Raw genomic sequence first — 25506 nt, 5'->3', positions numbered from 1 at the left:
GCCGGGCGCTCCACCCTGTGGCGCATGGCACGTTGTGAGGTCTGCGGAAACGATTACGGCATGTCCTTCGAGGTGCACGCGCAGGGCGCGGTGCACGTCTTCGACTGCTTCGCCTGCGCCATTCACCGCATGGCGCCCATCTGCGAGCACTGCCGGGTCCAGATCATCGGGCAGGGCGTCGAGGTCGAGGGCAGCTGGTACTGCGGCGGGCACTGCGCCCGCGCGGAGGGAAAGGTGGGCATCGTCGACAGGGTGTGAGGAAACGGTTCCGGACAGCCGGGCGAACCGGCCCGAACCCCCCGTGCGTACGCCCCGCGACCCGCGCTGTACGGTCGTGGGGTGTACCGCTTCCTGTTGTCCCGGCAGTGGGTGATCCTCACCCTCGTCGCCCTGGTCCTCGTGCCCACGATGATCGAGCTGGGCTTCTGGCAGTTCCACCGGCACGAGCACCGGGTCGCCCAGAACGCCCTGATCGCGGACAACCTCAAGGCCGAGCCGGTCCCGGTCGAAGGGCTCACCTCCCCCGGCCACACCGTCCCGCGCGCCGACTACTGGCGGCAGGTCACCGCGACCGGCACCTTCGACACCGCGCACGAGGTCGTCGTCCGCAGGCGCACCTCCTCCGACGACCGGGTGGGCGTCCACGTGCTGACCCCCTTGGTCCTCCGGGACGGCAGGATCGTCCTGGTCAACCGCGGCTGGGTCCCGGCCGCCGCCGACCAGCACGCCTTCCCCGCGGTGCCGCCCGCTCCCCGGGGCGAGGTCACCGTCACCGGCCGGCTCAAGGCGGACGAGACGACCGGCGCGAGCGGCATCAAGGACCTGAAGGGCCTGCCCGACCGCCAGGTCATGCTGATCAACAGCCGGCAGCAGGCCGAGCTCATCGGCCGCGAGGTGCTCGGCGGCTATCTGGAGCTCACCGCGCCCCGACCGTCCGGAGGCACCCCCGAACCGGTCCCCGAACCCGACCACGACTCGATCGGCGCACACATGGCGTACGCCGTCCAGTGGTGGCTCTTCGCCGCCGGGGTGCCCGTCGGCTGGGTGATCCTGGTGCGCCGGGAGAAGCGCGACCGGGAGTCCGCCGCCGCTCCTGACGTCCCCGGATCCGCAGAAGCGGATCCCAGGGAGGCGCAGGCCACTCCGTCCCCCTGATTGACCGCCCCCGCTTCCGGGAACAGCCCAAAGCGTGACGCAACGTATCGACGACTACGCCCTCATCGGCGATCTCCAGACCGCCGCGCTCATCGGCCGCGACGGGTCGGTCGACTGGCTGTGTCTGCCCCGCTTCGATTCCGCCGCCTGCTTCGCCGCGATCCTCGGCGACGAGGACAACGGCCACTGGCGGATCGCCCCCAAAGGCGCCACGAACTGCACCGACCGCCGCTACGCCGAGGACTCCCTGGTCCTGGAGACGTACTGGGAGACCCGAACCGGCACCGTCAAGGTCATCGACTTCATGCCGCAGCGGGACACGGCTCCCGACCTGATGCGGATCGTGGAGGGCGTCAGCGGCAGCGTCGAGATGAGCGCCGTGCTGCGGCTCCGCTTCGACTACGGCTCGATCGTGCCCTGGGTGCGCAGGTCGGACGGCCACCGGGTCGCGATCGCGGGCCCCGACTCGGTCTGGCTGCGCAGCGAGCCGCCGGTGAAGACCTGGGGCCAGCAGTTCTCCACGCAGTCCTCCTTCACCGTCGCCGCCGGCGAGAGGGTGGCCTTCGTACTGACCTGGCACCCCTCGCACGAGCCCCGGCCCGACCTCGTCGACCCCTTCGAGGCCCTGGAGCACTCCCTCGCGGACTGGCGGGAGTGGTCGGCCCGCTGCACCTATGCGGGACCGCACCGGGAGCCGGTGATGCGTTCCCTGATCACCCTCAAGGCCCTCACCTACGCCCCGACGGGCGGGATCGTGGCCGCCCCGACCACCTCCCTGCCGGAAGAGCTAGGGGGCGTGCGCAACTGGGACTACCGCGCCTGCTGGCTGCGCGACTCCTCCCTGACGCTCGGCGCCCTGCTCGCCGCCGGGTACGACGAGGAGGCGGCCGCCTGGCGGGACTGGCTGCTGCGCTCGGCCGCCGGCGACCCGGCCGACCTGCAGATCATGTACGGGCCGGCCGGGGAGCGCAGGCTGCCGGAAACCAGCCTGCCCTGGCTGCGCGGCTACGCCGACTCGGCACCGGTGCGCACCGGGAACGCGGCCGTGGACCAGTTCCAGCTGGACGTGTACGGCGAGGTCATGGACTCCCTCCACCGCGCTCGGGAAGCGGGCATCCCGGCGGAGCGGCACGCCTGGAACCTCCAGCTGAGCCTGCTCGGCTTCCTGGAGTCCACCTGGCGGGAGCCCGACGAGGGCCTGTGGGAGGTCCGCGGACCTCGCCGCCACTTCACCCACTCCAAGGTGATGGCCTGGGTCGCGGCCGACCGGGCGGTCCGCACCTTGGAGGCCGACCCCTCGCTGCCGGGGGACGCGGGACGGTGGCGGGCGATGCGGGACGAGATCCACGAGCAGGTGTGCGCCCGGGCGTATGATCCGGAGCGGAACACCTTCACCCAGTCGTACGGTTCGCGCGAACTGGACGCCGCCACCCTCCTCATCCCGCAGGTCGGCTTCCTGCCGCCGGATGACCCCCGGGTGGTGGGCACCGTCGACGCGGTGCGGACGGAGCTGCTGCACGGCGGGTTCCTGCGCCGCTACAGCTCCGGCGCGGAGTCCGTGGACGGCCTGCCGGGCCAGGAGGGGACCTTCCTCGTCTGCTCGTTCTGGCTGGCGGACGCGCTGCGGATGACCGGGCGCGTCGAGGAGGCGCGCGAGCTCTTCGAGCGGCTCGTGTCGCTCACCAACGACGTGGGGCTCCTCGCGGAGGAGTACGACCCGGTGACGGGACGCCAGCTCGGGAACTTCCCGCAGGCGTTCAGCCACATCGGCCTGGTCGGTACCGCCTTCGCCCTCGCCGCCGAGGAGGCGGCAGGATAGGCACATGGATCTGGGACTGAAGGACCGTGTGTACGTGGTGACCGGTGCGACGCGGGGGCTGGGCCGGGCCTCCGCAGCGGCGCTGCTCGCCGAGGGCGCGAAGGTGCTGATCACCGGGCGCGAGGAGAAGGCGGTCGCCGACGCGGTGGCGGCTCTGGGCGAGGGCGCGGCCGGAATCGCCGCCGACAACACCGACCCGGAAACTCCGGCCCGGCTGATCGCCGGGGCGAGGGCGCGGTTCGGCGGCTTCGACGGCGTTCTGATCAGCGTCGGCGGCCCGGCGCCGGGCTTCGCCGCGGACAACACCGACGAGCAGTGGGCAGCCGCCTTCGACACGGTCTTCCTGGGGGCGGTGCGGCTGGCGCGGGCCGCCTCCGACGCCCTCGGCGAGGGCGGGGTCATCGGCTTCGTCCTGTCCGGCTCGGTCCACGAACCGATCCCCGGGCTGACCCTCTCCAACGGGCTGCGCCCGGGGCTCGCCGGCTTCGCCAAGTCCCTCGCCAACGACCTGGGCCCGCGCGGGATCCGGGTGGTCGGCCTGCTGCCGAGCCGGATCGACACGGACCGGGTCCGCTCCCTGGACGCGCTCTCCGGCGACGCGGACGCGGCCCGCGCGGCGAACGAGCTCACGATCCCGCTGCGCCGCTACGGCACCCCGGAGGAGTTCGGGCGCACGGCGGCCTTCCTGCTGTCGCCGGCCGCCTCGTACCTCACCGGACTGATGCTGCCGGTCGACGGAGGGGCCCGCTCCGGCTTCTGAGGGCTGCCGCCCGTCCGGGGGCGCGGCGGGCCGGAGGGGGCCCTTCGAACGCCTCCCGGGCTCAGGCGACCCGGCGGGCCCGGTGCTTGACCGCGCGCAGGCGCGCCTCGGTGGGCAGCGCGGAGAGGCCCGCCGAGGTGCGGGCGTGGGCGAGCCCCTCGGAGCTCAGGCGGTTCAGGGCGGCACCCGGGGAGGCGTGCGGCTCCAGGAGGAGCGCGATCCGGGTGCGGGGGGCGCCTCGGCGGCCGGTCAGCGAGACCCGGGCCTTCGCCACGCCGTCCTGGGCGGCGGCGTCGGCCTCCAGGACGCCCTCCAGGGCACGGCCGCGCAGGACCGCCGCCTCCCCGTCGCCGGTGTCCACGAGGAGCTCACGGAGCCGAGCCCTGCGGAACTGGACGAGCAGCCACCAGAGGGCGAGCAGGACGACGAGCCCGAGGGCGGCGATGACCACCGGCCACCACCATCCCTCGTCCCGCCAGCGCTGTCGGTCGGCGGTCGAGAGCAGCACGTCGGCCGGGCCCGACCAGGGCCACCAGGACGGCACGGACAGGTCCTGGGAAGCGGCGAGGACGGCCCCGCCGCCCAGGACGAGGAACAGCCCGGCGAGGCCGAGCAGGGCGCGGTTGACGCGCCGGAGGACCACGGTCACGGGCTCTTCCCTCTCCGGTGGTGCATCGCTTCATCCCTTCCGGGGCGGTCGGGCCACCCGTACCGTCACCGCGGGCGGGTGGGCGAGGCCGAGCTCGTCCACCCCGTTGGCGAGCACCGCCTCGACGTCGGCGCGCACTTCGTCGAGGGCCCGGAAGTGCGACACCGCGCGGACGGCGACCTTGGCACGGCCGACGCGCACCCGGACGGATTGCACCCCGGAGACCTCCATGGCGCGGTCCCGCAGGGTCAGGGCCGCGGCCTCGCGGTCCAGCCCCGCCCGCAGGTCGGCGTGCTCGCGGCGCATCGGCAGGACGGCGCGCAGCCCGGGGGTGGACGCCAGGACGAGGAGCCAGAGGCCGAGCAGGACGGCGACCGCGGCGCCGATGACGATCGCGGTGTCGTCGAGCGGCCGGGTCGCGAGGGCGTCGGCGAGTTCCCGTCTCCAGGCCATCGCGGAGCGGTCGGCACGGACGGCCGCGACGTCGTAGAGGAGCAGCCCGGTGGCGCCGAGGAGCACCGCCGCGAGCAGGGCCGCCGGAATGCGGCGCACGGCCCAGAAGCGCCGGACGGGGGCGTCGGGGGCGGCGCCGGCGTCCGGTTCGGGGCGGGCGCCGGCACGGTGCTCCGGGCTCGACGGATCCGGTTCCGGCGTGGCGGTCATGCGAGGCGGCCCCTCGGCTTGGTGTGTCGGGTGTGTGCGGAATGGAGGTGCTCGACCTGGACGGCCACCTCGTGGACTTCCAGTCCGACGAGCCGTTCCACCCGGGCCCGCACCCGGCTCCGGACGGCGCCGCACTGTCTGCCGACGTCCGAGGGGTAGTCGAGGTCGAGGCTGACCGAGATGCGGGCGGCGTCGCGGTGGACGACGACCGAGGCGTGCGGCTTGGATCCCCCTTCGGGGACGCCGTCGATCGCCTCCCGCGCCGCCTGGGCGGCGATCTTCGCGACGACCCGGTCGGCGATGGTGGTCGCCCCGCGGTCCCGGGTCCGGTCCGCCACCGGGTCGTCTGCCAGCTCCGTCACCACCTCGGGTCACCGCCGCCGATCGCCGCGTCCGCGGAACAGATCGCCCGCTTCGAGGTCTCCGTCGAGGAACCGGCCGGCCACGAAGCCGACCGCCCCGAGGGCCGCGACCAGCAGAAAAGCGCCGAAGCCACCGAAGTATCCGGCGAAGCCGAGAGCCATGCCGGCCAAGAGGCCGGCCACTGCCATGCTCATTCCGATTCCCTTTCCTGGCCCCCGTCGGTGTGTCGGCGCCTACTGGAGGCGCGACTCCTGCTCCGTGTCCTCCTCGTCGGGCAGCTTCACGTCGCTGACCGCGATGTTGACCTCGACGACCTCGAGACCGGTCATCCGCTCCACGGCGGCGATGACGTTCTCCCGGACGTCCCCGGCGACATCGGCGATCGAGACGCCGTAGTCGACGACGATCTCCAGGTCGAGCGCGGTCTGCACTTCGCCGACCTCGGCCTTGACCCCTCGGGTGACGTTCGCCTTGCCGCCCCCCGTACCCGGGACCCGATCGCGGACGGCGCCGAAGGTGCGGGAGAGTCCGCTGCCCATGGCGTGGACGCCGACGACGTCGCGTGCGGCGAGTCCTGCGATCTTCTCCACGACGCCGTCGGCGATCGTGGTCCGGCCGCGGGAGGCCGCCGCCCCGCCGCCCCGCTTGGTCACGGAGGTGCGGCGCGACTCGCGCTGTTCGTCCCTCGTCGAGTCCCCGGAGTGCGTGGTGTCCGTCATGAGTTTTCGCCCCTTCTGGGATATTTCGGGGTTCCTCGCTCACATTAAGGGCGTTTGCCGGTATTCGCCCTGGGGATGCGGCAGGCTGGGGGAATGACGACGGCTGAGGGATGGACGGCTGCGGTACGGGACCTGCTCGCTCCGGGCAGGCTGCTGCCGCTCGGTTCGGCCGGGGACCGGGCGTGGATCACCGAGCGCGCGGCGCGGCAGGTCCTCGATCCGGCCGCGACGGCGGTACGGGGTCTGGTGCCGGGTGAACTGCGCTTCGAAGCGGCCCCCGCGGCAGGAGACGGCGGAGGGGCAGCCCCCGCTCCACCGGGCGCCCTCACCCCGGGCCCCCTGCGGATCAGCACCGGCTTCGGGGTGGTGATGGGCGACCGCCCGCTGCCGGAACTGGCCGGGGAACTGCGGACCGCCCTGCTCACGGCGGCCCGCGAAGGGCTCGGGCTGCCCGTGGCGGCCGTGGACCTGGAGGTGACGGAACTGCTCGACGCGGCACCGGCGGAGGTCGGGCCCGCCACTCCCCCACCGGGCCGCCCCTCCCCGGCCGCAGCGGACGCGACGACCCTCGCGGTGTTGCGGGTCGAGGGCGTGGCGGGCGTGACCGACGCCTGGGGCCCGCCGGTGCACCGCGGCCCGGACGGAGTGCGCGTGGAGCTGGCCGTGACGTCCGGCCACCGCCCCCTCGACGTGGCCCGGGCGGTCCAGAAGGCCGTGGCCGCAGCCGCCGGCAAGGCGACGGCGGTCACGGTGCTGGTGTCGGAACTGCGCTGAGCGCGGCTCAGTCGCCGAGGCCGGCGAGGTCGCGCAGACGACGGGCCTGGGCGGCCCGCTCGGCGACGCGCTGCTCCTCGTAGGAGCGGCCGGAGACGCCCTGCAGCAGCGCCTTGGTCTCGGTGACCGCGGCGCGCGGCGCGGCCAGCAGGGCGGCGCCGAGGTCCCGTACCGCCGCGTCGAGCTCCTCGGCGGGCACGGACAGGTTGGCGAGGCCGATGCGCTCGGCCTCCTCCGCGTGCACGGAACGACCGGTGGCGCAGATCTCGAGCGCACGGGCGTAGCCCACGAGCGAGACGAGCGGGTGGGTCCCGGTCAGGTCCGGGACGAGGCCCAAGCTGGTCTCGCGCATGGCGAACTGCACGTCCTCGGCGACGACCCGCAGGTCGCACGCGAGGGCGAGCTGGAAGCCCGCACCGATGGCATGGCCCTGGACGGCCGCGATCGACACCAGGTCGGTGCGGCGCCACCAGGTGAAGGCCTCCTGGTACTCGGCGATGACCGCATCGAGGTCCTCGTCGGAACCACGGGCGAGGTCCAGGAAGGACGGCTCGCCGTCGAAGCCCTCGGGCGTGAACGCCTGCCGGTCGAGTCCGGCGGAGAAGGACTTGCCCTCGCCGCGCAGGACGACGACCCGCACGCTGCCGGGCAATGACCGACCGGCTTCCGTCAACGCCCGCCACAGAGCGGGAGACTGGGCGTTGCGCTTCGCCGGATTGGTCAGGGTCACCGTGGCAACGGCGTCCTCGACGGTGAGCCGTACACCGTCCTTGTCGAATACGAGCTCAGAGTCGTCGGGCGTGGTCATGGGGCGCCTCCGGTACGGTGCAGCACTGCACGAGACATGCTAAGTGACTGCACAGTAACCACCTGGTCGGCCAAAGGGCCGACCGGGTGCCCACCGGGAGGCCCCGGTGGACCGGTCGGGCCGCCCCGTTGTCAGGCCGAGGCCGCCTTCTTGCCCCGTGTCGCCCCGCCGCGTCCACGCAGCGTGACTCCGGACTCACTGAGCATCCGGTGGACGAACCCGTAGGAGCGGCCGGTTTCCTCGGCCAGCGCCCTGATGCTCGCACCGGAGTCGTACTTCTTCTTCAGGTCTGCCGCGAGCTTGTCGCGCGCGGCGCCGGTCACCCGGCTGCCCTTCTTCAGAGTCTCGGCCACCCGTGCCTCCTCATGGGAAGTGCGCTCTGGACTTCTCATGATCACCCCTCTCGGGTCTCCTGGCCACCCATTCGACGAGGTCCGCCCCGTCGGGTTTGTGGACGAGTACGCAGCCCTCACGATCGGAATCTCTCATTCCGATGCCCTGGAGACCCAGGGATCAATCGTGCGGTACGGGAAGTTCCAGGTCAGCGCCCCGGAAAGGACGCGTGAGGGGCGTCGCCCGGTCGGAAGGATTCGACGGGGCACCGGGCAAGGGGGTACGAGACGCTCTCACTCAGATGATGGATCACCCATGAGCCGAATGATCCAGTGGAGAACGATCACCCGGGCCCCGAAGGACCCGTCCGGAGCGTCAGGCGAGGGTCACCAGGTCCGCGTAGTCCGCACCCCACAGGTCTTCGACGCCGTCCGGGAGCAGGATGATCCGCTCCGGGTCGAGCGCCTCCACGGCGCCCTCGTCGTGGGTGACCAGGACCACGGCGCCCTTGTAGGTGCGCAGCGCGCCGAGGATCTCCTCGCGGCTGGCCGGGTCCAGGTTGTTGGTGGGCTCGTCGAGGAGCAGCACGTTGGCGGAGGAGACGACCAGGGTCGCGAGCGCGAGCCGGGTCTTCTCTCCGCCGGAGAGCACCCCGGCCGGCTTGTCGACGTCATCACCGGAGAAGAGGAAGGAACCGAGCGTCTTGCGCACGTCGACCAGGTCGAGGTCGGGCGCGGCCGAGCGCATGTTCTCCAGCACGGTCCGCTCGGGATCGAGGGTCTCGTGCTCCTGGGCGTAGTAACCGAGCTTCAGGCCGTGGCCCGGGGTGACCTCGCCGGTGTCGGGCTTCTCGACGCCGCCGAGGAGCCTCAGCAAGGTCGTCTTGCCCGCACCGTTGAGGCCGAGGATGACGACGCGCGACCCCTTGTCGATGGCGAGGCTCACATCGGTGAAGATCTCCAGCGAGCCGTACGACTTGGAGAGCCCCTCGGCGGTCAGCGGGGTCTTGCCGCAGGGTGCCGGCTCGGGGAAGCGGAGCTTGGCGACCTTGTCGGAGGCGCGCACCGCCTCCAGGCCGGAGAGCAGTCGCTCGGCGCGCTTGGCCATGTTCTGCGCGGCAACGGTCTTGGTGGCCTTGGCCCGCATCTTGTCGGCCTGGGAGTTGAGGGCCGCGGCCTTCTTCTCGGCGTTCTGCCGCTCGCGCTTGCGGCGCTTCTCGTCGGCCTCGCGCTGCTGCTGGTAGAGCTTCCAGCCCATGTTGTAGACGTCGATCGCGGAACGGTTGGCGTCCAGGTAGAAGACCTTGTTCACGACGGTCTCGACCAGGTCGACGTCGTGGGAGATGACGATGAAGCCGCCGCGGTAGGTCTTCAGGTAGTCCCGGAGCCAGACGATGGAGTCGGCGTCGAGGTGGTTCGTGGGCTCGTCGAGGAGCAGGGTGTCGGCGTCCGAGAAGAGGATCCTGGCGAGCTCGACCCGGCGGCGCTGACCGCCGGAGAGGGTGTGCAGCGGCTGGCCCATGACCCGGTCCGGGAGGCCGAGGGCGGCTGCGATCGTGGACGCCTCGGCCTCGGCCGCGTATCCGCCCTTGGTCAGGAACTCCGTCTCCTGGCGCTCGTACTGCCGCAGGGCCTTGTCGCGGGTGGCGCCGGCCCCGTTGGCGATGCGCTCCTCGTTCATCCGCATCTTCTTGATGAGGACGTCGAGCCCGCGGGCGGAGAGGATCCGGTCGCGGGCCAGGACGTCGAGGTCGCCGGTGCGCGGGTCCTGCGGCAGGTAGCCGACCTCGCCGGAGCGGGCGATGGTGCCGCCGGCCGGCTGGCCTTCGCCCGCGAGGCACTTGGTGAGGGTGGTCTTGCCCGCTCCGTTGCGGCCGACGAGGCCGATGCGGTCGCCCTTGGCGACGCGGAAGGAGGCGGACTCGATGAGGATGCGGGCGCCGGCGCGCAGCTCGATACCGGAAGCGGTGATCACGGACAGACTCCAGGGCGGTGGGAACGGCGGAAGGGACGACTGGCGACGGGCTGCGACGCCGCTAATGCACCCAGGGGAGGGTGTGCCGGGGAAGACTGTCCATGGAGCCAGTCTAACGGGCCCCTGCAACTGCTTTTCGGCCATGCGTGGCAGGGGAACGGGATGGCGCCTTTCCGAGGTTCCCGCCCATGCCCTGGAAAAGGGGCGGTGCGCGCGAGGTCGTCCGATACTCGGTGCAGGACGGCGGCCACTGCCGCGACGGTGACGCGGAGGATGGTGGACCGTGCAGTTCGACGACGACGCCGATCTGGACACCTCGGAGGTGCGGGACGTCCGGAACGGTCGCATCCCGGGCGGCAGGGCGACCGTCGGCGGCGGCGTCATCGGCCTCGTCGCCCTGGTCCTGGGACTGTTCTTCGGCGTCGGCCCCGATCAGCTCGGACTCTCCTCCGGCGGCGACCAACCGGTCGCGAGCTCCTCCTCCGCGACCCAGGTGGACCAGAGCTGCAAGAAGGGCGCGGACGCCAACGCGCGCCAGGACTGCCGGATCGTCGCCGTCGTCAACAGCCTCCAGGACTACTGGCGGAGCGAGTACCCGCGCCGGGGCGGCGACTACGCGAACGCCACCACGGTGATGTTCAACCAGCGGGTCGGCACCGCCTGCGGGTCGGCCACCTCCGCCGTGGGCCCCTTCTACTGCCCCGGCGACCGACGGGTCTACCTCGACCTCGGCTTCTTCGAGGAGCTGCGCACCACGTTCGGGTCGAGCGGCGGCCCCTTCGCCCAGGCCTACGTGGTGGCGCACGAGTACGGGCACCACGTCCAGAACCTGATGGGGACCCTGAGCCGCGCCCAGGACGGACGGACCGGGGCCGACTCCAACGCCGTGCGCGTCGAGCTCCAGGCCGACTGCTACGCCGGGGTGTGGGCGCGGCACGCGACGACCACCCCGGACGAGAAGACCGGCCGGCCGCTGCTGACGCGGCTCACCGACGAGGACGTCCAGGACGGCCTGGACGCGGCGGCGGCCGTGGGGGACGACCGGATCCAGGAGAAGTTCCAGGGCCGGGTGACGCCGGAGAGCTGGACGCACGGATCGGCGGCCCAGCGGCAGCAGTGGTTCTACGAGGGCTACCGCACCGGCGACATGGCCCGGTGCAACACCTTCCGCTGAGTTGTCAGTGGCGACTGCAAGACTGAGATCCAGGTCACATCCAGAGGAGGTGGTCGGGATGGTCGGGACGTCCGACATCTGCCCGACGCTGCGGTACGAGGACGCGAAGGCGGCGGTCAAGCTGCTCACGGAGGGCTTCGGCTTCACCGAACGCGCGGTGTACGAGGGCGAGGACGGCCGGGTGCGGCACGCCGAGCTGTCGTACGGGAACGGAATGGTGATGCTCGGCAGCAAGGGCGGCGGCACCGACTTCGACCGGCTCGTGGCCGGCGGCGGACCGGTCACGGTCTACGTGCGCGTGGACGACGTGGACGAGCACCACGCCCGGGCGGTGGCGCAGGGCGTGGAGATCGTGATGCCGCCGACGGACCAGGAGTACGGCTCGCGGGACTACTCGGCCCGTGACGCCGAGGGCAACGTGTGGAGCTTCGGCACGTACGCCCCCGGCGTGGCCGGATAGTCCGGCGTTCAGGCCCCGCCGGTGTGGACCTGGAAGGCGGCCCGCCGGACCGCCTTGGCCAGGGCCGGGTCCGGATGGGCCGCGGCCAGGGCGACCAGGACCTGGACGGTACGGGGATGGCCGACGGCGCGCACCTCTTCGAGCAGCGCCGGCACATTGCCCTGCACGGCGGAGTCGAGGTGGCGGACGAGCAGCTCGCTCTCGCCGTGGTCGGCGACGGCCGCCGCGGTGTCCACCCAGAGCCAGGTCGATTCCTCGCGGGTCAGCACCTCTTGGGCGTCGTCGGCGTCGGCCCCCTCGTACTCGGCCAGCCACAACAAGGCGTAGGGGCGGAGCGGGGGTTCGGCGACGGTGGCTCGCACCTCGGCCTCCGCCGGGGCGCCAACGACCCTGAGCGCCTCGAAGGCGAGCCCGCGCAGGAGGGCGTCTTCACCGCGGGCGACGGTCAGGAGTTCGCTCACGGCGCTGGACAGGGTGCGGGCGGCCAGCCAGGCGCGGTACTCGTCGCGGGCCGGACCGGGGGTGAGCCGGGCGCAGCCGCGGAGCATGTCCCCGGCGGACTGCTCGATGTTGCCCGCGGGGCTCTGTGCGGCAACGCAGATCTGCTCCAGCTTGACCCAGACCGCCCAATTGCCGAGGGGGGTCAGGGTGGCATGGCGGTCTGCCGTACCGGGTTCCAGGGTCAGCGCGCCGACCGAGGCCAAGCCTTCGAGGGCCCAGTCCAGGAGGGCCGGGAGCCCGTCACCGGCTGGGGGTTCCGCAGCCCCGGAGGCACGGCCGATCCCCCGGTCGAGCGCGGGTTCGCCCTCCTCGTCGGAGCCGGGAGGCACCTCGCAGCGTTCTCCACGGAGCTCCTCGACGCGCTGGTCGAGGAGGTCGAGGAGGGCGGGGACCGGGACCGGCCCCTGGGAGAGCTGGAGCAGCGAGAGGACCTGCGGGACGGCCTCGACGACTTCGGCGACGGCGCTCGGGGCGACGCCCTCGGGGGCCGGGTGCACCAGTGACCAGGCGTCGAAGAGGGCGACCCAGCCGCGCAGGACGGCGGAGTCGTCACGGTCCCAGGCGTGCAGCCGCCAGCCGGGGCGGGCGGTGTCACCGTGGAGCTCGACGAGTCCGGCGAGCCGCGCGCGGTCCCAGCCGACGCGGATCTGGCCGGGTGTCAGGTCCAGGGCGGTCGCGACCCGTTCCTCGACGGAAACGGTGCCGGAGTCGGTCCGGGACATCGCATCGGCCCCGCGCTCGACGGCGACCCAGCGGGCGATCCGTACGGCGTCGGCAAGCACCTGCCGGGCCTGACGGGCGAGCTCCGCCCGGGGCGGAGTGCCCTCGGGGGGCCTCGGCACCGGCCGGGTCCGCCGGGTCGTCACGGCCCGTCGAGCGGTAGCCAGCGCCTGCGGGCGGACGAGTCGGAGTCTGGAGTTGCGCACCAATGGTTCATCGGGCTTTCGAGACGTCACGAGGGCAGTCTTCCCGCTGACGGCCCGAAAGCCCAATCGGAATCGAAGGCCCCGTCGGAACGGGCGCCGCGGCGGCCCGAGCCCGGCGGAACGGGGGCGTCAGAGCAGGGGGGTGAGGAAGCGGCGCAGGGACTCCTCGTAGCGGACCGGGTCGGCGTTCCACATCGAGGCGTGCGGAGCCTGCCGCACGGTCTGCAGGCTGACCAGGTCGGGACGGCGGGCGGCGAGCTCCACGGAGGACTCCCAAGGGGCGATCGTGTCGTCGGGACCGTGGAAGAGGAGGACCGGGACGTGGAGCGCGTCCGGTGAGGAGGCGGCGGCGAGGCGGTCTCCGTGCGGCCCCGTACGGGCCTGGGCGGCGCGGACGGCAAGGGGCAGGAGGGGGCCGGGGACGTGGTGGGCCGCGGCGAGGTGGCGGAGGGTGGCCTCCCAGTCCAGCACCGGAGAGTCGAGGACCAGGCCGCTGATCCGGTCGCGCACCCCGGACTCCGCGGCGGCCCGCAGGGCCATCGAGGCTCCGGTCCCCCAGCCGTGCAGGATGACCTTCCGGGCCCCGCGGCGGACGGCGTAGCGGATGGCCGCGTCGACGTCCCGCCACTCGGAGTCCCCGAGGTGGGCGAGGCCGTCCGGGGAGGCCGGCGCCCCCTCGTCGCCCCGATAGGCGGGGAGGAGGACGGGGATCTTGCGCAGGTGGAGGAAGGGGACGAGGTTCAGCGGGTGCTCGCGGGTGGTGCCGAGGCCGTGCAGGGCGATCACCCAGGTGGTGCGGGGCCCCCCGACGAGCCAGGCGGGCAGCGGTCCGAGCTCGCTGGGGATCTCCACGTCCTCGTGGGCCAGCCCGAGGGCGCCGGTGGGCGTGCCGCGGTGGAGTTGCGGGGTGAGTCGGACGCGGGCACCGGGTCCGAGCACCCCGAGTTCGACCCGCTCCAGGCGGCGGACGACGGTGTCGGCGGTGTGGGGGACCCGGTCGAGGACGGGGCCGAGGACGGCGTGCAGACCGGGGGCCTCCATCCCGTAGGTACCGGGGCGCAGCGAGGCGAGGCTGCGGGTGAGGGTGATCCGCTCGGGCCCCGTGGCGTGCACGGTGAGCTTGGGGTCTCCGGGCAGTGGTCGTCCGGACGGCGCCCTGAGGGCGACGTCGCTGGCGTACCGGCCGGCTGCGACCGCAGCCGCACCGACACCGATCAGGGTGGTGACGGCCGCTGCCGTCGCTGTAGCCGGGCGCACGCTCCCAGTCTCGGCAGGGTGACGGGGGGCTGCCACCGGACGGGCGCCGACGGGGGGAAAGCGGAGGAGGGCTCCGGGGCGTGACATGGGTCTCCTCCAGGAGGCCCTTCGGGTCGCCCGACCGCGTCCGGGGAGCGGGACCGAGAAGCGGGGAAGTGGCCGGGGTGGGGTGCGGGGGCCGGGAGGGAAAAGGGTTACCGGAGGTCACAAGGTGACCACATCGTGGACATCGAGGACCAGGAGCGCCTAAACGGAATCTCTTGACACCAGATAGAGACACCACGTCGCCCGTCTCAGTTCACCTTCCGTTCACCCAGGTTGCCTAAGTTCAACCAGCCACTGACGTCAAACGATTGCCTGGGTAAATGGAACACATCACGCTGCTGCTCGCCATTGTGGTCGTGACAGCTCTCGTGTTCGATTTCACGAACGGTTTCCACGACACCGCCAACGCGATGGCCACGACCATCTCGACCGGTGCGCTCAAGCCCAAGACGGCGGTGGCCATGTCCGCCGTGCTGAACCTCGTCGGAGCGTTCCTGTCCGTGGAGGTCGCCAAGACGATCTCCAAGGGACTGGTGAACGAAGAGGGCATCCAGCCCGAAGTGATCCTCGCCGCGCTCGTCGGCGCGATCCTCTGGAACCTGGTGACCTGGCTGGTCGGTCTGCCGTCCAGCTCCTCCCACGCCCTGATGGGCGGCCTCATCGGTGCGACCGTCGCCTCGATCGGCATCAGTGGCGTCCACGGCGACGTCGTCGTCACCAAGGTGCTCATCCCGGCCCTCGCCGCCCCGCTGGTCGCCGGTCTGGCCGCGATGTTCTCCGCACGCCTGACGTACCGCCTCGACAAGAAGGCGGACCGCAAGACGACGGAGAAGGGCTACCGGGCCGGCCAGATCGCCTCCGCCGGCCTCGTTTCCCTCGCCCACGGCACCAACGACGCCCAGAAGACGATGGGCATCATCACGCTCGCCCTGGTCGCCGGCGGCGTTCTGGCCCCCGGCTCCAACCCTCCCCTCTGGGTCATCGTCTCCGCCGGTACGGCGATCGCGCTCGGCACCTACCTGGGCGGCTGGCGCATCATCCGCACCATGGGCAAGGGCCTCACCGACCTCCAGCCGCAGCAGGGCTTCGCCGCCCAGACCAGCGCGGCGACGGTCATCCTGGCCTCCTCCCACCTGGGCTTCTCCCTCTCGACCACGCACTCCGTCTCCGGTGCCGTCATGGGCGCGGGACTCGGCCGCAAGGGCGGCGTCGTCCGCTGGTCGACCGCCACCCGCATGTTCGTCGCCTGGGGCCTGACCCTGCCGGCCGCCGGCCTGGTCGCCGCCGGAGCCGAGTTCGTGGCCCGCCAGGGCGACTGGGGCGTCTACACCGTCGCGACCTTCCTGGTCGCCTCCTGCCTGGGCATCTGGCTGCTCTCCCGCCGCCAGGTCGTCGACCACACCAACGTCAACGACGTCGAGACCGAGGCCAAGGACGAGACCGAGACCGCGGGTGTCGTCACCACCGCCATCGCGGCCGTGACCCCGCCGCCGGCCGGCTCCGTCGCCGCCGTCGCGGACGAGGACCTGAAGGCCACCATCCCCACCCCGAACCCCGCGGACCCGGCCGCTCCCCCGGCTCCCGCCACCGCGGTCTGACCGCGCTCACGGAACTGGAACCCCGCACATGAAGATCGACTGGGCAGCTCTCGGCTCCGTCTTCGGCATCAGCCTCGTCGCGACCGTCGCCCTCGTGGGCCTGTTCACCCTCGGCATCGTCGCCCTCTCCAAGCAGGAGGAGGCCGTGGCCCGGGGAGGCTCCGCCGCCCCCGCCCGCACCGGCGCCTACGCCTGCTTCGGCCTCTGCCTGGCGGCCGTGGCGTACGGCATCTACCTGATCGTCGCCTGACGGTCCCCGGTACCTCGGCCGGGCGGTCCGCACCTTCGGGTGCGGGCCGCCCGGCCGTCGTGTTTGTGGTGCTTCGCACAGTGACCCGTTGCAGGTCAAGGGTGAGTTGACGGCTGTTCTCGGACCGTGGTGGACTGCCGGGGCCATACGGCTGCAGGAGAGGAAGTCCGGTGCGAATCCGGCGCGGTCCCGCCACTGTGACCGGATCCCAGGGGTCCGGAAGTCAGGAACTCTCGCCGCCGGTCACGTCGATCCAGGGCGCGGACCCTGAGTGAGGACAGAGCGCCATGCCCGGCCGCGGCCGCAGCGTCTCCAGAAGCAGAGCCACCGGTGTCTTCGCGTACGGCGCGGCGGCCGGCCTCGCCCTCGACCGGGTCCTCGCGGATCCGCGCCGCGGGCACCCCGTCGCCGCGTTCGGCCGTACGGCCTCGGCCGTCGAGCGGGTCCTCTGGCGCGACCACCGCGGGTGGGGCGCACTGCACGCGGCGGTCTGCGCCGGAACCGTGGCGACGGTCGGAGCGGTCGCCGCCCGCGCGGTCCGGAACGACCGTGCCGCGTCCGTCGCGCTCACCGCCGCCGCCGTCTGGTCCGTCGTCGGCGGCACCACCCTGGGCCGCGAGGCCCGCACCGTCGGAGGGGCGCTCGCCGCCGGGGACCTGGAGGCCGCCCGCGAGCGACTGCCGCACCTGTGCGGACGCGACCCGCATTCCCTGGACGGCCCCGCGATGGCCCGTGCGGTCGTCGAGTCGGTCGCCGAGAACACCTCCGACGCCGTGGTCGGCGCCCTCTTCTGGGGCGCCGTCGCGGGCGTACCGGGCCTCCTCGGCTTCCGTGCCGTCAACACCCTCGACGCGATGGTCGGCCACACGTCCGACCGGTACCGCCGCTTCGGCTGGGCCTCGGCCCGCCTCGACGACCTCGCCGGCTGGCCCGGGGCCCGGCTGACCGCCGCCCTCGCCGCCGTCGCCGGGGACGACCCGCGCGGGGCCGTACGGGCCTGGCGGGCCGACGCGGCGAAGCACCCGAGCCCCAACGCGGGCCCGGTCGAGGCCTCCTTCGCCGGTGCGCTCGGCGTACGGCTCGGCGGCACCCTCGCGTACGGCGGACGGGTCGAGCACCGACCCGTCCTGAACGGAACGGGGCGGCCCGTGGAGGTCGCCGACATCGACCGGGCGGTCCGGCTGTCCCGCCGGGTGACCTGGCTGGCCCTGGTCGCCTGCGCGGGCGGTCGCGCGATCGCCGGAGCGCTGAAGGGGAGGAAGGCATGAGGGGTGGGGGGTTGCTCGTCGCCGGGACCACGTCCGACGCGGGCAAGAGCGTGGTCACGGCCGGCATCTGCCGCTGGCTGGTGCGGCAGGGCGTGAAGGTCGCACCGTTCAAGGGGCAGAACATGTCCCTGAACTCCTTCGTCACCCGGGAGGGCGCCGAGATCGGCCGGGCCCAGGCCATGCAGGCCCAGGCCGCCCGGGTCGAGCCGAGCGCGCTCATGAACCCGGTGCTGCTCAAGCCCGGCAGCGACCGCTCCAGCCAGGTCGTGCTCATGGGCAAGCCGGTGGGAGAGCTGAGTGCCCGCGGCTACCACGGGGGCCGGCAGAAGGAGCTCTTCGAGCCGGTCATGGCGTGCCTGGAGGAGCTCCGGGGCACGTACGACGCCGTGATCTGCGAAGGGGCCGGCAGCCCGGCCGAGATCAATCTGCGGCGCACGGACATCGTGAACATGGGCATCGCGCGGGCCGCCCGACTGCCCGTGGTGGTGGTCGGGGACATCGACCGGGGAGGGGTCTTCGCCCAGTTCTTCGGCACGACGGCCCTGCTCGCACCCGAGGACCAGGCGCTCGTCGCGGGCTATCTGGTCAACAAGTTCCGGGGCGACGTGACGCTCCTCGAACCGGGCCTCGACATGCTGCACGGCCTGACCGGGCGCAGCACGCTGGGCGTCCTGCCGTACGCACACGGGCTGGGCATCGACGAGGAGGACGGCCTGCGCGTCTCCCTGCGGGGCACGGTCCGCGAGTCGGTCGTGGCACCGCCGGTCGGCGCGGACGTCCTGCGGGTCGCCGTGTGCGCCGTACCGCTGATGTCCAACTTCACGGACGTGGACGCGCTGGCCGCCGAACCGGGCGTCGTCGTCCGCTTCGTCGACCGGCCCGAGGAGCTGGTCGACGCGGACCTCGTCGTCGTGCCCGGCACCCGGGGCACGGTCAGGGCCCTGGCCTGGCTGCGGGAGCGCGGCCTCGCTGACGCGCTGGCCCTGCGGGCCGCCGAAGGGCGTCCGGTGCTCGGGATCTGCGGCGGCTTCCAGGCCCTGGGCGAGCGCATCGAGGACGAGGTCGAGTCCAAGGCCGGCCTCGTCGACGGGCTGGGGCTGCTGCCCGTACGGGTCCGCTTCGGGGTCGAGAAGATCCTCGCCCGACCGGTCGGCGAGGCCCTGGGCGAACGGGTCGAGGGGTACGAGATCCACCACGGCGTGGCGGACGTACGGGGTGGGGAACCGTTCCTCGACGGCTGTCGGGTCGGCTCCGTGTGGGGCACCCACTGGCACGGCTCCCTGGAGGGCGACGGATTTCGCCGGGCGTTCCTGCGGGAGGTCGCGGCGGCTTCGGGCCGACGGTTCGTCCCGGCGCCGGACACCTCGTTCGGCGCGCTGCGGGAAGAGCAGCTCGACCGGCTCGGCGACCTGATCGAGGAGCACGCCGACACCGACGCGCTGTTGCGGCTGATCGAGGGCGGTGCGCCGTCGGGACTGCCCTTCGTGCCGCCGGGCGCGCCGTGACCCGGGGGGCGCCCGGCCCCCGACCGGGCCGCAGCTCCCACCCGCACCCGCCGAACGGCTCCGGCCGCCGGCAGGGGACGGACCCGTCGTCGGCGACCGCCGGCGGACGGAACGGACGTGAGGGAAGGAAGACCCGATGAGCACCCGGTATCCGTTCACTGCCGTCGTCGGCATGGACGACCTGCGGCTCGCGCTGCTGCTCAACGCCGTCAGCCCGGCCGTGGGCGGGGTCCTCGTGCGGGGCGAGAAGGGAACCGCCAAGTCCACGGCGGTACGTGCGCTCGCCGAGCTGCTGCCGGAGGTGCCGGTGGTCGCCGGCTGCCGCTTCAGCTGTGCCCCGGAGGCACCCGATCGCAGCTGCCCGGACGGGCCGCACGAGGACGCGCCCGGGACCTCCCGCCCCGCGCGGATGGTCGAACTGCCCGTCGGCGCCTCCGAGGACCGGCTCGTCGGTGCGCTCGACATCGAGCGGGCGCTGGCCGAGGGCGTGAAGGCCTTCGAGCCGGGCCTCCTCGCCGCCGCGCACCGGGGCATCCTGTACGTGGACGAGGTCAACCTGCTCTCCGACCACCTGATCGACCACCTGCTCGACGCCGCCGCGATGGGGGCCTCGCACGTCGAGCGCGAAGGCGTCTCCGTGCGGCACGCCGCCCGGTTCCTGCTCGTCGGAACCATGAACCCCGAGGAGGGGGAGCTCCGTCCGCAGCTGCTCGACCGCTTCGGGCTCACCGTGGAGGTGGCGGCGTCGCGGGATCCGGAGCAGCGGGTGGAGGTGGTCCGGCGGCGCCTCGCCTTCGAGGACGACCCGGTGGACTTCGCCGCCCGCTGGGCCGGCGAGGAGGCCGCGCTGCGGGACCGGATCGTCGCCGCCCGCGCCCTGCTCCCGCAGGTGGCGCTCGGGGACGCGGTGCTGCTGCAGATCGCCGCGACCTGTGCCGCCTTCGAGGTGGACGGCATGCGCGCCGACATCGTGATGGCCCGCACCGCGACCGCGCTCGCCGCCTGGGCGGGGCGGACCGGGGTCACCTCGGAGGACGTGCGGCAGGCCGCCCTGCTGGCGCTCCCCCATCGACGGCGGCGCTCGCCCTTCGACGCGCCAGGCCTGGACGAGGACAAGCTCGACGAGACCCTGGAGCAGTTCAAGGGCGACGACGAGGACCCGGAACCGGACGGCCCGGGCGATGGTGGTCCCGGCGGCGGCCCCGACGGCGGCGGGGTCCCGCCGCAGGGCGAGGGGCCGGCGCCCGAGGACGTGCCGGCGCCCGAGGACCTTCCCGCTCCCGGAGGGGCGCCCGCTCCCGCGCCCTCGCCCGGCACCGGTGAACGCGCCGCCGTGCAGGCCGCCGAACCCTTCCGCACGAAGGTGCTGAGCGTGCCCGGTCTCGGCGAGGGCGCGGCCGGGCGCCGCTCCCGCGCCCGCACCGAGCACGGCCGCACCACCGGATCCACCCGCCCCCGGGGCGCACTGACCAAGCTGCACCTGGCCGCGACCGTCCGGGCCGCCGCCCCGCACCAACGGGCGCGCGGTCGGTCCGGGCCCGGTCTGGTGGTCCGCAGGGACGACCTGCGGCAGGCGACCCGGGAGGGCCGGGAGGGCAATCTGGTGCTGTTCGCCGTGGACGCTTCGGGCTCGATGGCCGCCCGGCAGCGGATGAGCGCCGTCAAGGGCGCGGTGCTCTCGCTCCTGCTCGACGCGTACCAGCGGCGCGACAAGGTCGGTCTGGTCACCTTCCGGGGGCGCGACGCCGAGGTCGCGCTGCCGCCGACCTCCTCCGTGGACGCCGCCGCCGCCCGGCTCGAACAGCTTCCGACGGGCGGCCGGACCCCGCTGTCCGCCGGTCTGCTGAAGGCCCACGAGGTGCTGCGGGTCGAACGGCTGCGGGACCCCTCGCGCCGCCCCCTGCTCGTCGTCGTGACCGACGGCCGGGCGACCGGCGGCGCCGACCCGGTGGGCCTTGCGGCCCGTGCCGCACGGCTGCACGCCGCCGAGGGCACGGCCGCGGTGGTCGTGGACTGCGAGAGCGGACCGGTGCGGCTGGGCCTCGCGGGCACCCTGGCGCGCGAACTCGGCGGAACCGCCGTCACCTTGGACGAGCTGCGCGCCGACTCGATCGCCGGCCTCGTCAGAGACGTACAGGCAGCAGGACAGACAAACAGGAGGGCCGCATAATGCCGCAGGGACAGCCGACCGTCGTGCCCGACGACGGTCTGACCACCCGTCAGCGCCGGAACCGGGCACTGGTGATGGTGCACACCGGTGTGGGCAAGGGGAAGTCGACCGCCGCGTTCGGCATGGCGCTGCGCGCCTGGAACCAGGGTTGGCCGATCGGGGTGTTCCAGTTCGTCAAGTCCGCCAAGTGGCGGGTCGGCGAGGAGAACGCCCTCAAGGCGCTCGGCGAGACCGGCAAGGGCGGCACCGTCACCTGGAACAAGATGGGCGAGGGCTGGTCCTGGATCCAGCGCGAGGTCGCCGAGGGCGAGCAGTCGCACGAGGACAAGGCGCGCGAGGGCTGGGAGCAGGTCAAGCGGGACCTGGCCGAGGAGAAGTACACGTTCTACGTCCTCGACGAGTTCGCGTACCTGCTGCACTGGGGTTGGATCGACGTCAAGGAGGTCGTCGAGGTGCTGCGCGACCGTCCCGGGCAGCAGCACGTCGTCATCACCGGCCGCAACGCGCCGCAGGAGCTCGTGGACTTCGCCGATCTCGTCACCGACATGTCCAAGGTCAAGCACCCGATGGACGCCGGCCAGAAGGGCCAGCGGGGCATCGAGTGGTAGCACGTCTCGTCATCGCCGCGCCCTCCTCCGGCGCGGGCAAGACCACGGTCGCGACCGGCCTGATGGCCGCGTTCGCGGGCCGTGGTCTGGCCGTCTCCCCGCACAAGGTCGGGCCCGACTACATCGACCCGGGCTACCACGCGCTCGCGACCGGCCGGCCGGGGCGCAACCTCGACGCGTACATGTGCGGCACGGGACTGATCGCGCCGCTCTTCGCCCACGGGGCGCGCGACTGCGACCTGGCCGTGGTCGAAGGGGTCATGGGCCTGTACGACGGGGCCGCCGACCAGGGCGAGCTGGCGTCCACCGCGCAGGTGGCGAAGCTGCTCAAGGCCCCGGTGGTGCTGGTGGTCGACGCCTCCTCGCAGTCCCGGTCGGTGGCGGCACTGGTGCACGGCTTCGCCTCCTGGGACCCGGAGGTGCGGATCGGGGGCGTGATCCTCAACAAGGTCGCGACGGACCGGCACGAGCACCTGCTGCGGGAAGCGCTCGGGGAATCGGGAGTGCCGGTCCTCGGCGTCCTGCGGCGGGCGCCCGCGGTCGCCACGCCGTCGCGGCACCTGGGGCTCGTGCCGGTGGCCGAGCGGCAGGCCCAGGCGGTGGAGGCGGTGGCCGCACAGGCGGAGCAGGTGCGCGCCGGCTGTGACCTGGACGCCCTGTGGGCGCTCGCCCGGTCGGCACCGCCGTTGCCCGTCGAGCCCTGGGCACCGGAGGTCGCCGGCCGGTCGGGCACGAGCGGTTCCGGCACGCCGGCGGAGCAGCCGTCCGCCCCGAGGGTGGCGGTGGCCGGCGGGGCGGCCTTCACCTTCTCGTACGCCGAGCACACGGAGTTGCTGCGGGCTGCCGGGGCCGAGGTCGTGACCTTCGACCCGCTGCGGGACGAAACCCTCCCCGAGGGCACCCGCGGGCTCGTCATCGGGGGTGGTTTCCCCGAGATGTACGGACCCGAACTGTCCGCCAACGAGCGCCTCCGCAAGGCCGTCGCCGAGCTCGCCGCCTCCGGGGCGCCCGTCGTCGCCGAATGCGCCGGGCTCCTCTACCTGGCGCGGTCCCTCGACGGCGCGCCCATGTGCGGGGTGCTCGACGCCGACGCACGGATGTCGGAGCGGCTGACCCTGGGCTACCGGGACGCGGTCGCGGTGAGCGACAGCGTCCTGGTGCCGGCCGGGGCACGGATGCGGGGGCACGAGTTCCACCGCACCGTGATCGAGCCGGATGCCGGGGCGCGGGCGGCCTGGGGGCTGCGGCAGCCGGTGCGGCGGGTGGAGGGCTTCGTGCAGGACGGGGTCCACGCCAGCTATGTGCACACCCACTGGGCGGGGTCCCCCGAGGTCGCCGTGCGGTTCGTGGAGCACTGCGCGTGAGGTCAGCCGCCGGAGACGCCCACCACGAGCCAGATGAAGGCCACGCCCGCCACCGTGCACAGCAGGGTGGAACGGGCGGGGTGCGCGTGGTGGGCCTCCGGCAGGATCTCGGCGGCGGCGAGGTAGAGCAGGGCGCCGCCGAAGAAGCCGAGATAGCTGCCGAGCAGTTCCTCCGGAAGGGTGAACAGCACGGTGGAGGCGGCACCCAGGAGCGGGGCGACGGCGTCCGCGACGAGCATCGCGAGGGCCCTGCGGCGGGCGTTCCCGTAGAGGCTCGTGATCGTGTACGTGTTGAAGCCGTCGGCGAAGTCATGGGTGATGACGGCGAGCGCGACGGTGGCCCCCATGCCGCCGCCGACCTGGAAGGCGGCGCCGAGCGCGACGCCGTCCATGAGGCTGTGGAGGACCATCGCGGAGGCCGCCGTGAGTCCGACCTGGGGAGCCCTCTCGTCGGCTCCGACGCCGCGCGCGGCCCGGCGGACGGCGAGCAGGCGCTCGACGACGTGGGCGAAGAGGAAGCCCCCGACGAAGAGCAGCAGGGCCTCCGGAACGCCGAAGACCTCGTGGCCCGCGGCCTCCAGGGCCTCGGGCAGGAGGTCGAGTCCGACGACGCCGAGCATGAGTCCACCGGCGAGGCCGAGGACGAGGTGGCGGCGGTCGGTGACGCGTCCGGCGACCCAGCCGCCGAAGAGCGTCATGAGGAACGCGCCGAGCGCGACGACTACTGCCATGGGGCTTTGCTATCGGATGGGACGCCGGGTGTGCACCTCGGCGTCGGCGCCCGGGCCGGGGTTCCGGCGGAGGAGGTGCTCGGGCTGATCGGCGCGGCACTGCGGGAGGCCGGGCTGGCGGCCGAGCGGGTGCGGTCGGTCGGCACGCTCGACGCCCGCACCGCGGAGCCGGGGATCGTGGCGGCGGCCGCACGGCTCGGGGTGCCGGTGCGGGGGTTCGCGGCGGAGGAGCTCGCCGCCGTGCCCGTACCGAACCCGTCGGCTCTGCCACTGGCCGGTACGGGGACGGCATCCGTGGCGGAGGCGGCGGCGCTGCTGGCGGCGGGCGGCACCGGGGCGGGCGCGATGCTGCTCTTACCGAAGCGGAAAACCCGACGCGCGACGTGCGCAATAGCCGGATTTGCGTCCTTTCGTCCATACGAAGTGACGTCTGTCGCACGGTTGTTGCCCTTGACGCCCGGGTACATCGCTGGCGAGCCTGGCTCACCCCCCACCATCCCCCTCACCCCCCACACGGCGGCCATGGACACCCACACCCACCCCGACGCACACGACCTGCGCCACCACGGTGACGCAGAGGTCCGGGACGAGAAGCTCGTCGACCTGGCGGTCAACGTCCGGACGGGCACCCCGCCGGATTGGCTACGGAAGCGGATCGCCGACTCGCTGACCGGCCTCGCGGCCTACCCGGACGGCCGGGCAGCACGGGCGGCGGTGGCCGAGCGGCACGACCTGCCCTCGCAGCGGGTGCTCCTGACGGCCGGGGCCGCGGAGGCGTTCGTGCTGCTCGCACGGGCACTTCCGATACGACGACCGGTGGTGGTGCACCCCCAGTTCACCGAGCCGGAAGCGGCGCTGCGGGACGCGGGCCACGAGGTGGACCGGGTGCTGCTGCGCGCGGAGGACGGCTTCCGGTTGGACCCGGCGCAGGTGCCGGAGGACGCCGACCTGGTGGTGATCGGGAATCCGACGAACCCGACGTCCGTGCTGCACCCGGCGGCCTCGATCGCCTCGCTCGCCCGCCCCGGGCGGATCCTGGTCGTGGACGAGGCCTTCATGGACGCGGTGCCGGGCGAGCGGGAATCGCTGGCCGGCCGGACCGACGTGCCCGGGCTCGTGGTGCTGCGGAGCCTCACCAAGACCTGGGGGCTCGCCGGCCTGCGCATCGGCTACGTACTGGCCGAACCGGAGACGATAGCGGCACTGGAGCGGACGCAGCCCCTGTGGCCCGTGTCGACACCGGCCCTGGTGGCGGCCGAAGCCTGCATGTCGCGGGCGGCGCTCGCGGAGGCGGAATACGCGGCGCACCGGATCGACGTGGAGCGGTCCCACCTGCTGGCCGGGCTTGCGGAGTTCGACGAGGTGCGGACGGTCGCGGGTGCCGAGGGCCCCTTCGTCCTGTTGTGGATCGACGGGGCGGACACCGTCCGGGAGCGGCTGCGCTCGCTCGGGTTCGCCGCCCGACGGGGCGACACCTTCCCGGGGCTCGACCGGAACTGGCTGCGGCTCGCGGTGCGCGACCGGGTGACGACGAACCGGTTCTTGCAGGCACTCGACCAGGCACTCCTGATGGGCGGTTGACCGGCCGGTCGGCGCGCACGCGGAAGGGCCGGGGAGGGCGACGTCGTCACC

At 73.3% G+C, this 25506-nt stretch carries 26 protein-coding genes and 1 riboswitch; of the genes, 15 read left to right on the top strand and 11 right to left on the bottom strand.

Annotation, left to right across the window (positions count from 1 at the left end; all coding sequences use genetic code 11):
• The first annotated feature begins 24 nt into the window (after positions 1-24).
• The 4 genes from ACFW22_RS29120 to ACFW22_RS29105 all read left to right on the top strand — a co-directional run bounded on the left by ACFW22_RS29120 (position 25) and on the right by ACFW22_RS29105 (position 3734).
• Positions 25-258, top strand: coding sequence for a hypothetical protein (locus ACFW22_RS29120; RefSeq protein ID WP_030691654.1), 234 nt, complete (start codon positions 25-27; stop codon positions 256-258).
• A gap of 81 nt (positions 259-339) precedes the next feature.
• The gene (locus tag ACFW22_RS29115) at positions 340-1155 is read left to right on the top strand and encodes an SURF1 family protein (RefSeq protein WP_386410047.1); all 816 of its coding nucleotides are present in this window, start codon (positions 340-342) and stop codon (positions 1153-1155) included.
• 34 nt (positions 1156-1189) lie between these two features.
• The gene (locus tag ACFW22_RS29110) at positions 1190-2974 is read left to right on the top strand and encodes a glycoside hydrolase family 15 protein (protein ID WP_386410045.1); all 1785 of its coding nucleotides are present in this window, start codon (positions 1190-1192) and stop codon (positions 2972-2974) included.
• Between the two features lie 4 nt (positions 2975-2978).
• The gene (locus tag ACFW22_RS29105) at positions 2979-3734 is read left to right on the top strand and encodes an SDR family oxidoreductase (protein WP_386410043.1); all 756 of its coding nucleotides are present in this window, start codon (positions 2979-2981) and stop codon (positions 3732-3734) included.
• A gap of 61 nt (positions 3735-3795) precedes the next feature.
• Here ACFW22_RS29105 and amaP read toward each other — a convergent pair whose 3' ends face one another.
• The 5 genes from amaP to ACFW22_RS29080 are packed head-to-tail and all read right to left on the bottom strand — an operon-like array spanning position 3796 to position 6128.
• Entirely contained in the window at positions 3796-4383 is a 588-nt protein-coding gene (gene amaP / locus ACFW22_RS29100) for an alkaline shock response membrane anchor protein AmaP (RefSeq protein WP_386410041.1), read from the bottom strand.
• A 30-nt stretch (positions 4384-4413) separates the two neighbouring features.
• Positions 4414-5046 carry a DUF6286 domain-containing protein gene (locus ACFW22_RS29095; protein ID WP_386410039.1) on the bottom strand — a complete coding sequence of 211 codons (633 nt, stop codon included), beginning with the start codon at positions 5044-5046 and terminating at the stop codon, positions 4414-4416.
• Complete coding sequence (locus ACFW22_RS29090) at positions 5043-5408, bottom strand: Asp23/Gls24 family envelope stress response protein (protein ID WP_386410037.1); 366 nt, start codon at positions 5406-5408, stop codon at positions 5043-5045. Before ACFW22_RS29090 ends, ACFW22_RS29095 begins: the two co-directional genes overlap by 4 nt.
• Before the next feature lie 9 nt (positions 5409-5417).
• Positions 5418-5603 (bottom strand): hypothetical protein, encoded by a 186-nt coding sequence (locus tag ACFW22_RS29085; RefSeq protein ID WP_386410035.1) that lies wholly within the window; start codon positions 5601-5603, stop codon positions 5418-5420.
• A gap of 39 nt (positions 5604-5642) precedes the next feature.
• Complete coding sequence (locus ACFW22_RS29080; RefSeq protein WP_386410033.1) at positions 5643-6128, bottom strand: Asp23/Gls24 family envelope stress response protein; 486 nt, start codon at positions 6126-6128, stop codon at positions 5643-5645.
• A gap of 93 nt (positions 6129-6221) precedes the next feature.
• Between ACFW22_RS29080 and ACFW22_RS29075 the strand changes: the two genes are divergently transcribed.
• On the top strand, positions 6222-6902 hold the full coding sequence (locus ACFW22_RS29075) for a hypothetical protein (protein ID WP_386410031.1): 681 nt from the start codon (positions 6222-6224) through the stop codon (positions 6900-6902).
• A gap of 7 nt (positions 6903-6909) precedes the next feature.
• Here ACFW22_RS29075 and ACFW22_RS29070 read toward each other — a convergent pair whose 3' ends face one another.
• The 3 genes from ACFW22_RS29070 to ACFW22_RS29060 form a co-directional block, all read right to left on the bottom strand.
• Entirely contained in the window at positions 6910-7710 is an 801-nt protein-coding gene (locus ACFW22_RS29070) for an enoyl-CoA hydratase/isomerase family protein (RefSeq protein WP_386410029.1), read from the bottom strand.
• Positions 7711-7841: 131 nt separating this feature from the next.
• The gene (locus tag ACFW22_RS29065; protein WP_006123601.1) at positions 7842-8063 is read right to left on the bottom strand and encodes a helix-turn-helix domain-containing protein; all 222 of its coding nucleotides are present in this window, start codon (positions 8061-8063) and stop codon (positions 7842-7844) included.
• Positions 8064-8418: 355 nt separating this feature from the next.
• Positions 8419-10017, bottom strand: a complete 1599-nt coding sequence (locus ACFW22_RS29060; protein WP_386410027.1) for an ABC-F family ATP-binding cassette domain-containing protein — start codon at positions 10015-10017, stop codon at positions 8419-8421.
• Positions 10018-10300: 283 nt separating this feature from the next.
• Here ACFW22_RS29060 and ACFW22_RS29055 point away from each other — a divergent pair, with 283 nt between their 5' ends.
• Both ACFW22_RS29055 and ACFW22_RS29050 read left to right on the top strand, forming a co-directional pair.
• Positions 10301-11191 carry a neutral zinc metallopeptidase gene (locus ACFW22_RS29055; protein ID WP_386410025.1) on the top strand — a complete coding sequence of 297 codons (891 nt, stop codon included), beginning with the start codon at positions 10301-10303 and terminating at the stop codon, positions 11189-11191.
• Positions 11192-11249: 58 nt separating this feature from the next.
• Positions 11250-11651, top strand: coding sequence for a VOC family protein (locus tag ACFW22_RS29050; RefSeq protein WP_386410023.1), 402 nt, complete (start codon positions 11250-11252; stop codon positions 11649-11651).
• 8 nt (positions 11652-11659) lie between these two features.
• Here ACFW22_RS29050 and ACFW22_RS29045 read toward each other — a convergent pair whose 3' ends face one another.
• Positions 11660-13108 (bottom strand): hypothetical protein, encoded by a 1449-nt coding sequence (locus ACFW22_RS29045; protein WP_386410021.1) that lies wholly within the window; start codon positions 13106-13108, stop codon positions 11660-11662.
• Positions 13109-13207: 99 nt separating this feature from the next.
• Positions 13208-14335, bottom strand: a complete 1128-nt coding sequence (locus ACFW22_RS29040) for an alpha/beta hydrolase (RefSeq protein ID WP_386410019.1) — start codon at positions 14333-14335, stop codon at positions 13208-13210.
• Positions 14336-14700: 365 nt separating this feature from the next.
• Here ACFW22_RS29040 and ACFW22_RS29035 point away from each other — a divergent pair, with 365 nt between their 5' ends.
• From ACFW22_RS29035 to ACFW22_RS29005, 7 genes are all read left to right on the top strand, one after another.
• A complete protein-coding gene (locus ACFW22_RS29035) occupies positions 14701-15978 on the top strand; it encodes an anion permease (protein ID WP_384886718.1) in 1278 nt (425 codons plus the stop codon).
• Between the two features lie 28 nt (positions 15979-16006).
• Positions 16007-16228 (top strand): hypothetical protein, encoded by a 222-nt coding sequence (locus ACFW22_RS29030; protein WP_386410016.1) that lies wholly within the window; start codon positions 16007-16009, stop codon positions 16226-16228.
• Between the two features lie 113 nt (positions 16229-16341).
• Positions 16342-16484: riboswitch (cobalamin riboswitch) on the top strand.
• Positions 16485-16515: 31 nt separating this feature from the next.
• A complete protein-coding gene (locus ACFW22_RS29025) occupies positions 16516-17496 on the top strand; it encodes a cobalamin biosynthesis protein (RefSeq protein WP_386410014.1) in 981 nt (326 codons plus the stop codon).
• Positions 17493-19001: a cobyric acid synthase gene (locus ACFW22_RS29020; RefSeq protein WP_386410012.1), complete on the top strand. Its 1509-nt coding sequence runs from the start codon at positions 17493-17495 to the stop codon at positions 18999-19001. Before ACFW22_RS29025 ends, ACFW22_RS29020 begins: the two co-directional genes overlap by 4 nt.
• A gap of 136 nt (positions 19002-19137) precedes the next feature.
• A complete protein-coding gene (locus ACFW22_RS29015; protein WP_386410010.1) occupies positions 19138-21171 on the top strand; it encodes a putative cobaltochelatase in 2034 nt (677 codons plus the stop codon).
• A complete protein-coding gene (gene cobO / locus ACFW22_RS29010; RefSeq protein WP_306330455.1) occupies positions 21171-21779 on the top strand; it encodes a cob(I)yrinic acid a,c-diamide adenosyltransferase in 609 nt (202 codons plus the stop codon). Before ACFW22_RS29015 ends, cobO begins: the two co-directional genes overlap by 1 nt.
• Positions 21773-23143, top strand: a complete 1371-nt coding sequence (locus ACFW22_RS29005) for a cobyrinate a,c-diamide synthase (protein ID WP_386410008.1) — start codon at positions 21773-21775, stop codon at positions 23141-23143. Before cobO ends, ACFW22_RS29005 begins: the two co-directional genes overlap by 7 nt.
• A gap of 2 nt (positions 23144-23145) precedes the next feature.
• On the opposite strand, the gene ACFW22_RS29000 is transcribed toward ACFW22_RS29005, so the two are convergent.
• Positions 23146-23874 carry a ZIP family metal transporter gene (locus ACFW22_RS29000; protein ID WP_386410006.1) on the bottom strand — a complete coding sequence of 243 codons (729 nt, stop codon included), beginning with the start codon at positions 23872-23874 and terminating at the stop codon, positions 23146-23148.
• A gap of 30 nt (positions 23875-23904) precedes the next feature.
• On the opposite strand from ACFW22_RS29000, the gene cobC reads away from it, so the two are divergent.
• Positions 23905-25455 (top strand): Rv2231c family pyridoxal phosphate-dependent protein CobC, encoded by a 1551-nt coding sequence (gene cobC, locus ACFW22_RS28995; protein ID WP_386410004.1) that lies wholly within the window; start codon positions 23905-23907, stop codon positions 25453-25455.
• Positions 25456-25506: the final 51 nt, after the last annotated feature.

It is taken from the genome of Streptomyces sp. NPDC058872 (assembly GCF_042743065.1).
Taxonomy (GTDB): Bacteria; Actinomycetota; Actinomycetes; order Streptomycetales; family Streptomycetaceae; genus Streptomyces.
This window is presented reverse-complemented; position numbering and strand designations above follow the sequence as displayed.

Excerpts from the sequence above, each read along its gene's own strand:
- ACFW22_RS29120 (WP_030691654.1), top strand. The coding sequence starts at position 25 with ATGGCACGTTGTGAGGTCTGCGGAAACGATTACGGCATGTCCTTCGAG.
- ACFW22_RS29105 (WP_386410043.1), top strand. The coding sequence starts at position 2,979 with ATGGATCTGGGACTGAAGGACCGTGTGTACGTGGTGACCGGTGCGACG.
- ACFW22_RS29095 (WP_386410039.1), bottom strand. The coding sequence starts at position 5,046 with ATGACCGCCACGCCGGAACCGGATCCGTCGAGCCCGGAGCACCGTGCC.
- ACFW22_RS29085 (WP_386410035.1), bottom strand. The coding sequence starts at position 5,603 with ATGAGCATGGCAGTGGCCGGCCTCTTGGCCGGCATGGCTCTCGGCTTC.
- ACFW22_RS29080 (WP_386410033.1), bottom strand. The coding sequence starts at position 6,128 with ATGACGGACACCACGCACTCCGGGGACTCGACGAGGGACGAACAGCGC.
- ACFW22_RS29075 (WP_386410031.1), top strand. The coding sequence starts at position 6,222 with ATGACGACGGCTGAGGGATGGACGGCTGCGGTACGGGACCTGCTCGCT.
- ACFW22_RS29070 (WP_386410029.1), bottom strand. The coding sequence starts at position 7,710 with ATGACCACGCCCGACGACTCTGAGCTCGTATTCGACAAGGACGGTGTA.
- ACFW22_RS29050 (WP_386410023.1), top strand. The coding sequence starts at position 11,250 with ATGGTCGGGACGTCCGACATCTGCCCGACGCTGCGGTACGAGGACGCG.
- ACFW22_RS29035 (WP_384886718.1), top strand. The coding sequence starts at position 14,701 with ATGGAACACATCACGCTGCTGCTCGCCATTGTGGTCGTGACAGCTCTC.
- ACFW22_RS29030 (WP_386410016.1), top strand. The coding sequence starts at position 16,007 with ATGAAGATCGACTGGGCAGCTCTCGGCTCCGTCTTCGGCATCAGCCTC.
- ACFW22_RS29025 (WP_386410014.1), top strand. The coding sequence starts at position 16,516 with ATGCCCGGCCGCGGCCGCAGCGTCTCCAGAAGCAGAGCCACCGGTGTC.
- ACFW22_RS29020 (WP_386410012.1), top strand. The coding sequence starts at position 17,493 with ATGAGGGGTGGGGGGTTGCTCGTCGCCGGGACCACGTCCGACGCGGGC.
- ACFW22_RS29015 (WP_386410010.1), top strand. The coding sequence starts at position 19,138 with ATGAGCACCCGGTATCCGTTCACTGCCGTCGTCGGCATGGACGACCTG.
- cobO (WP_306330455.1), top strand. The coding sequence starts at position 21,171 with ATGCCGCAGGGACAGCCGACCGTCGTGCCCGACGACGGTCTGACCACC.
- ACFW22_RS29000 (WP_386410006.1), bottom strand. The coding sequence starts at position 23,874 with ATGGCAGTAGTCGTCGCGCTCGGCGCGTTCCTCATGACGCTCTTCGGC.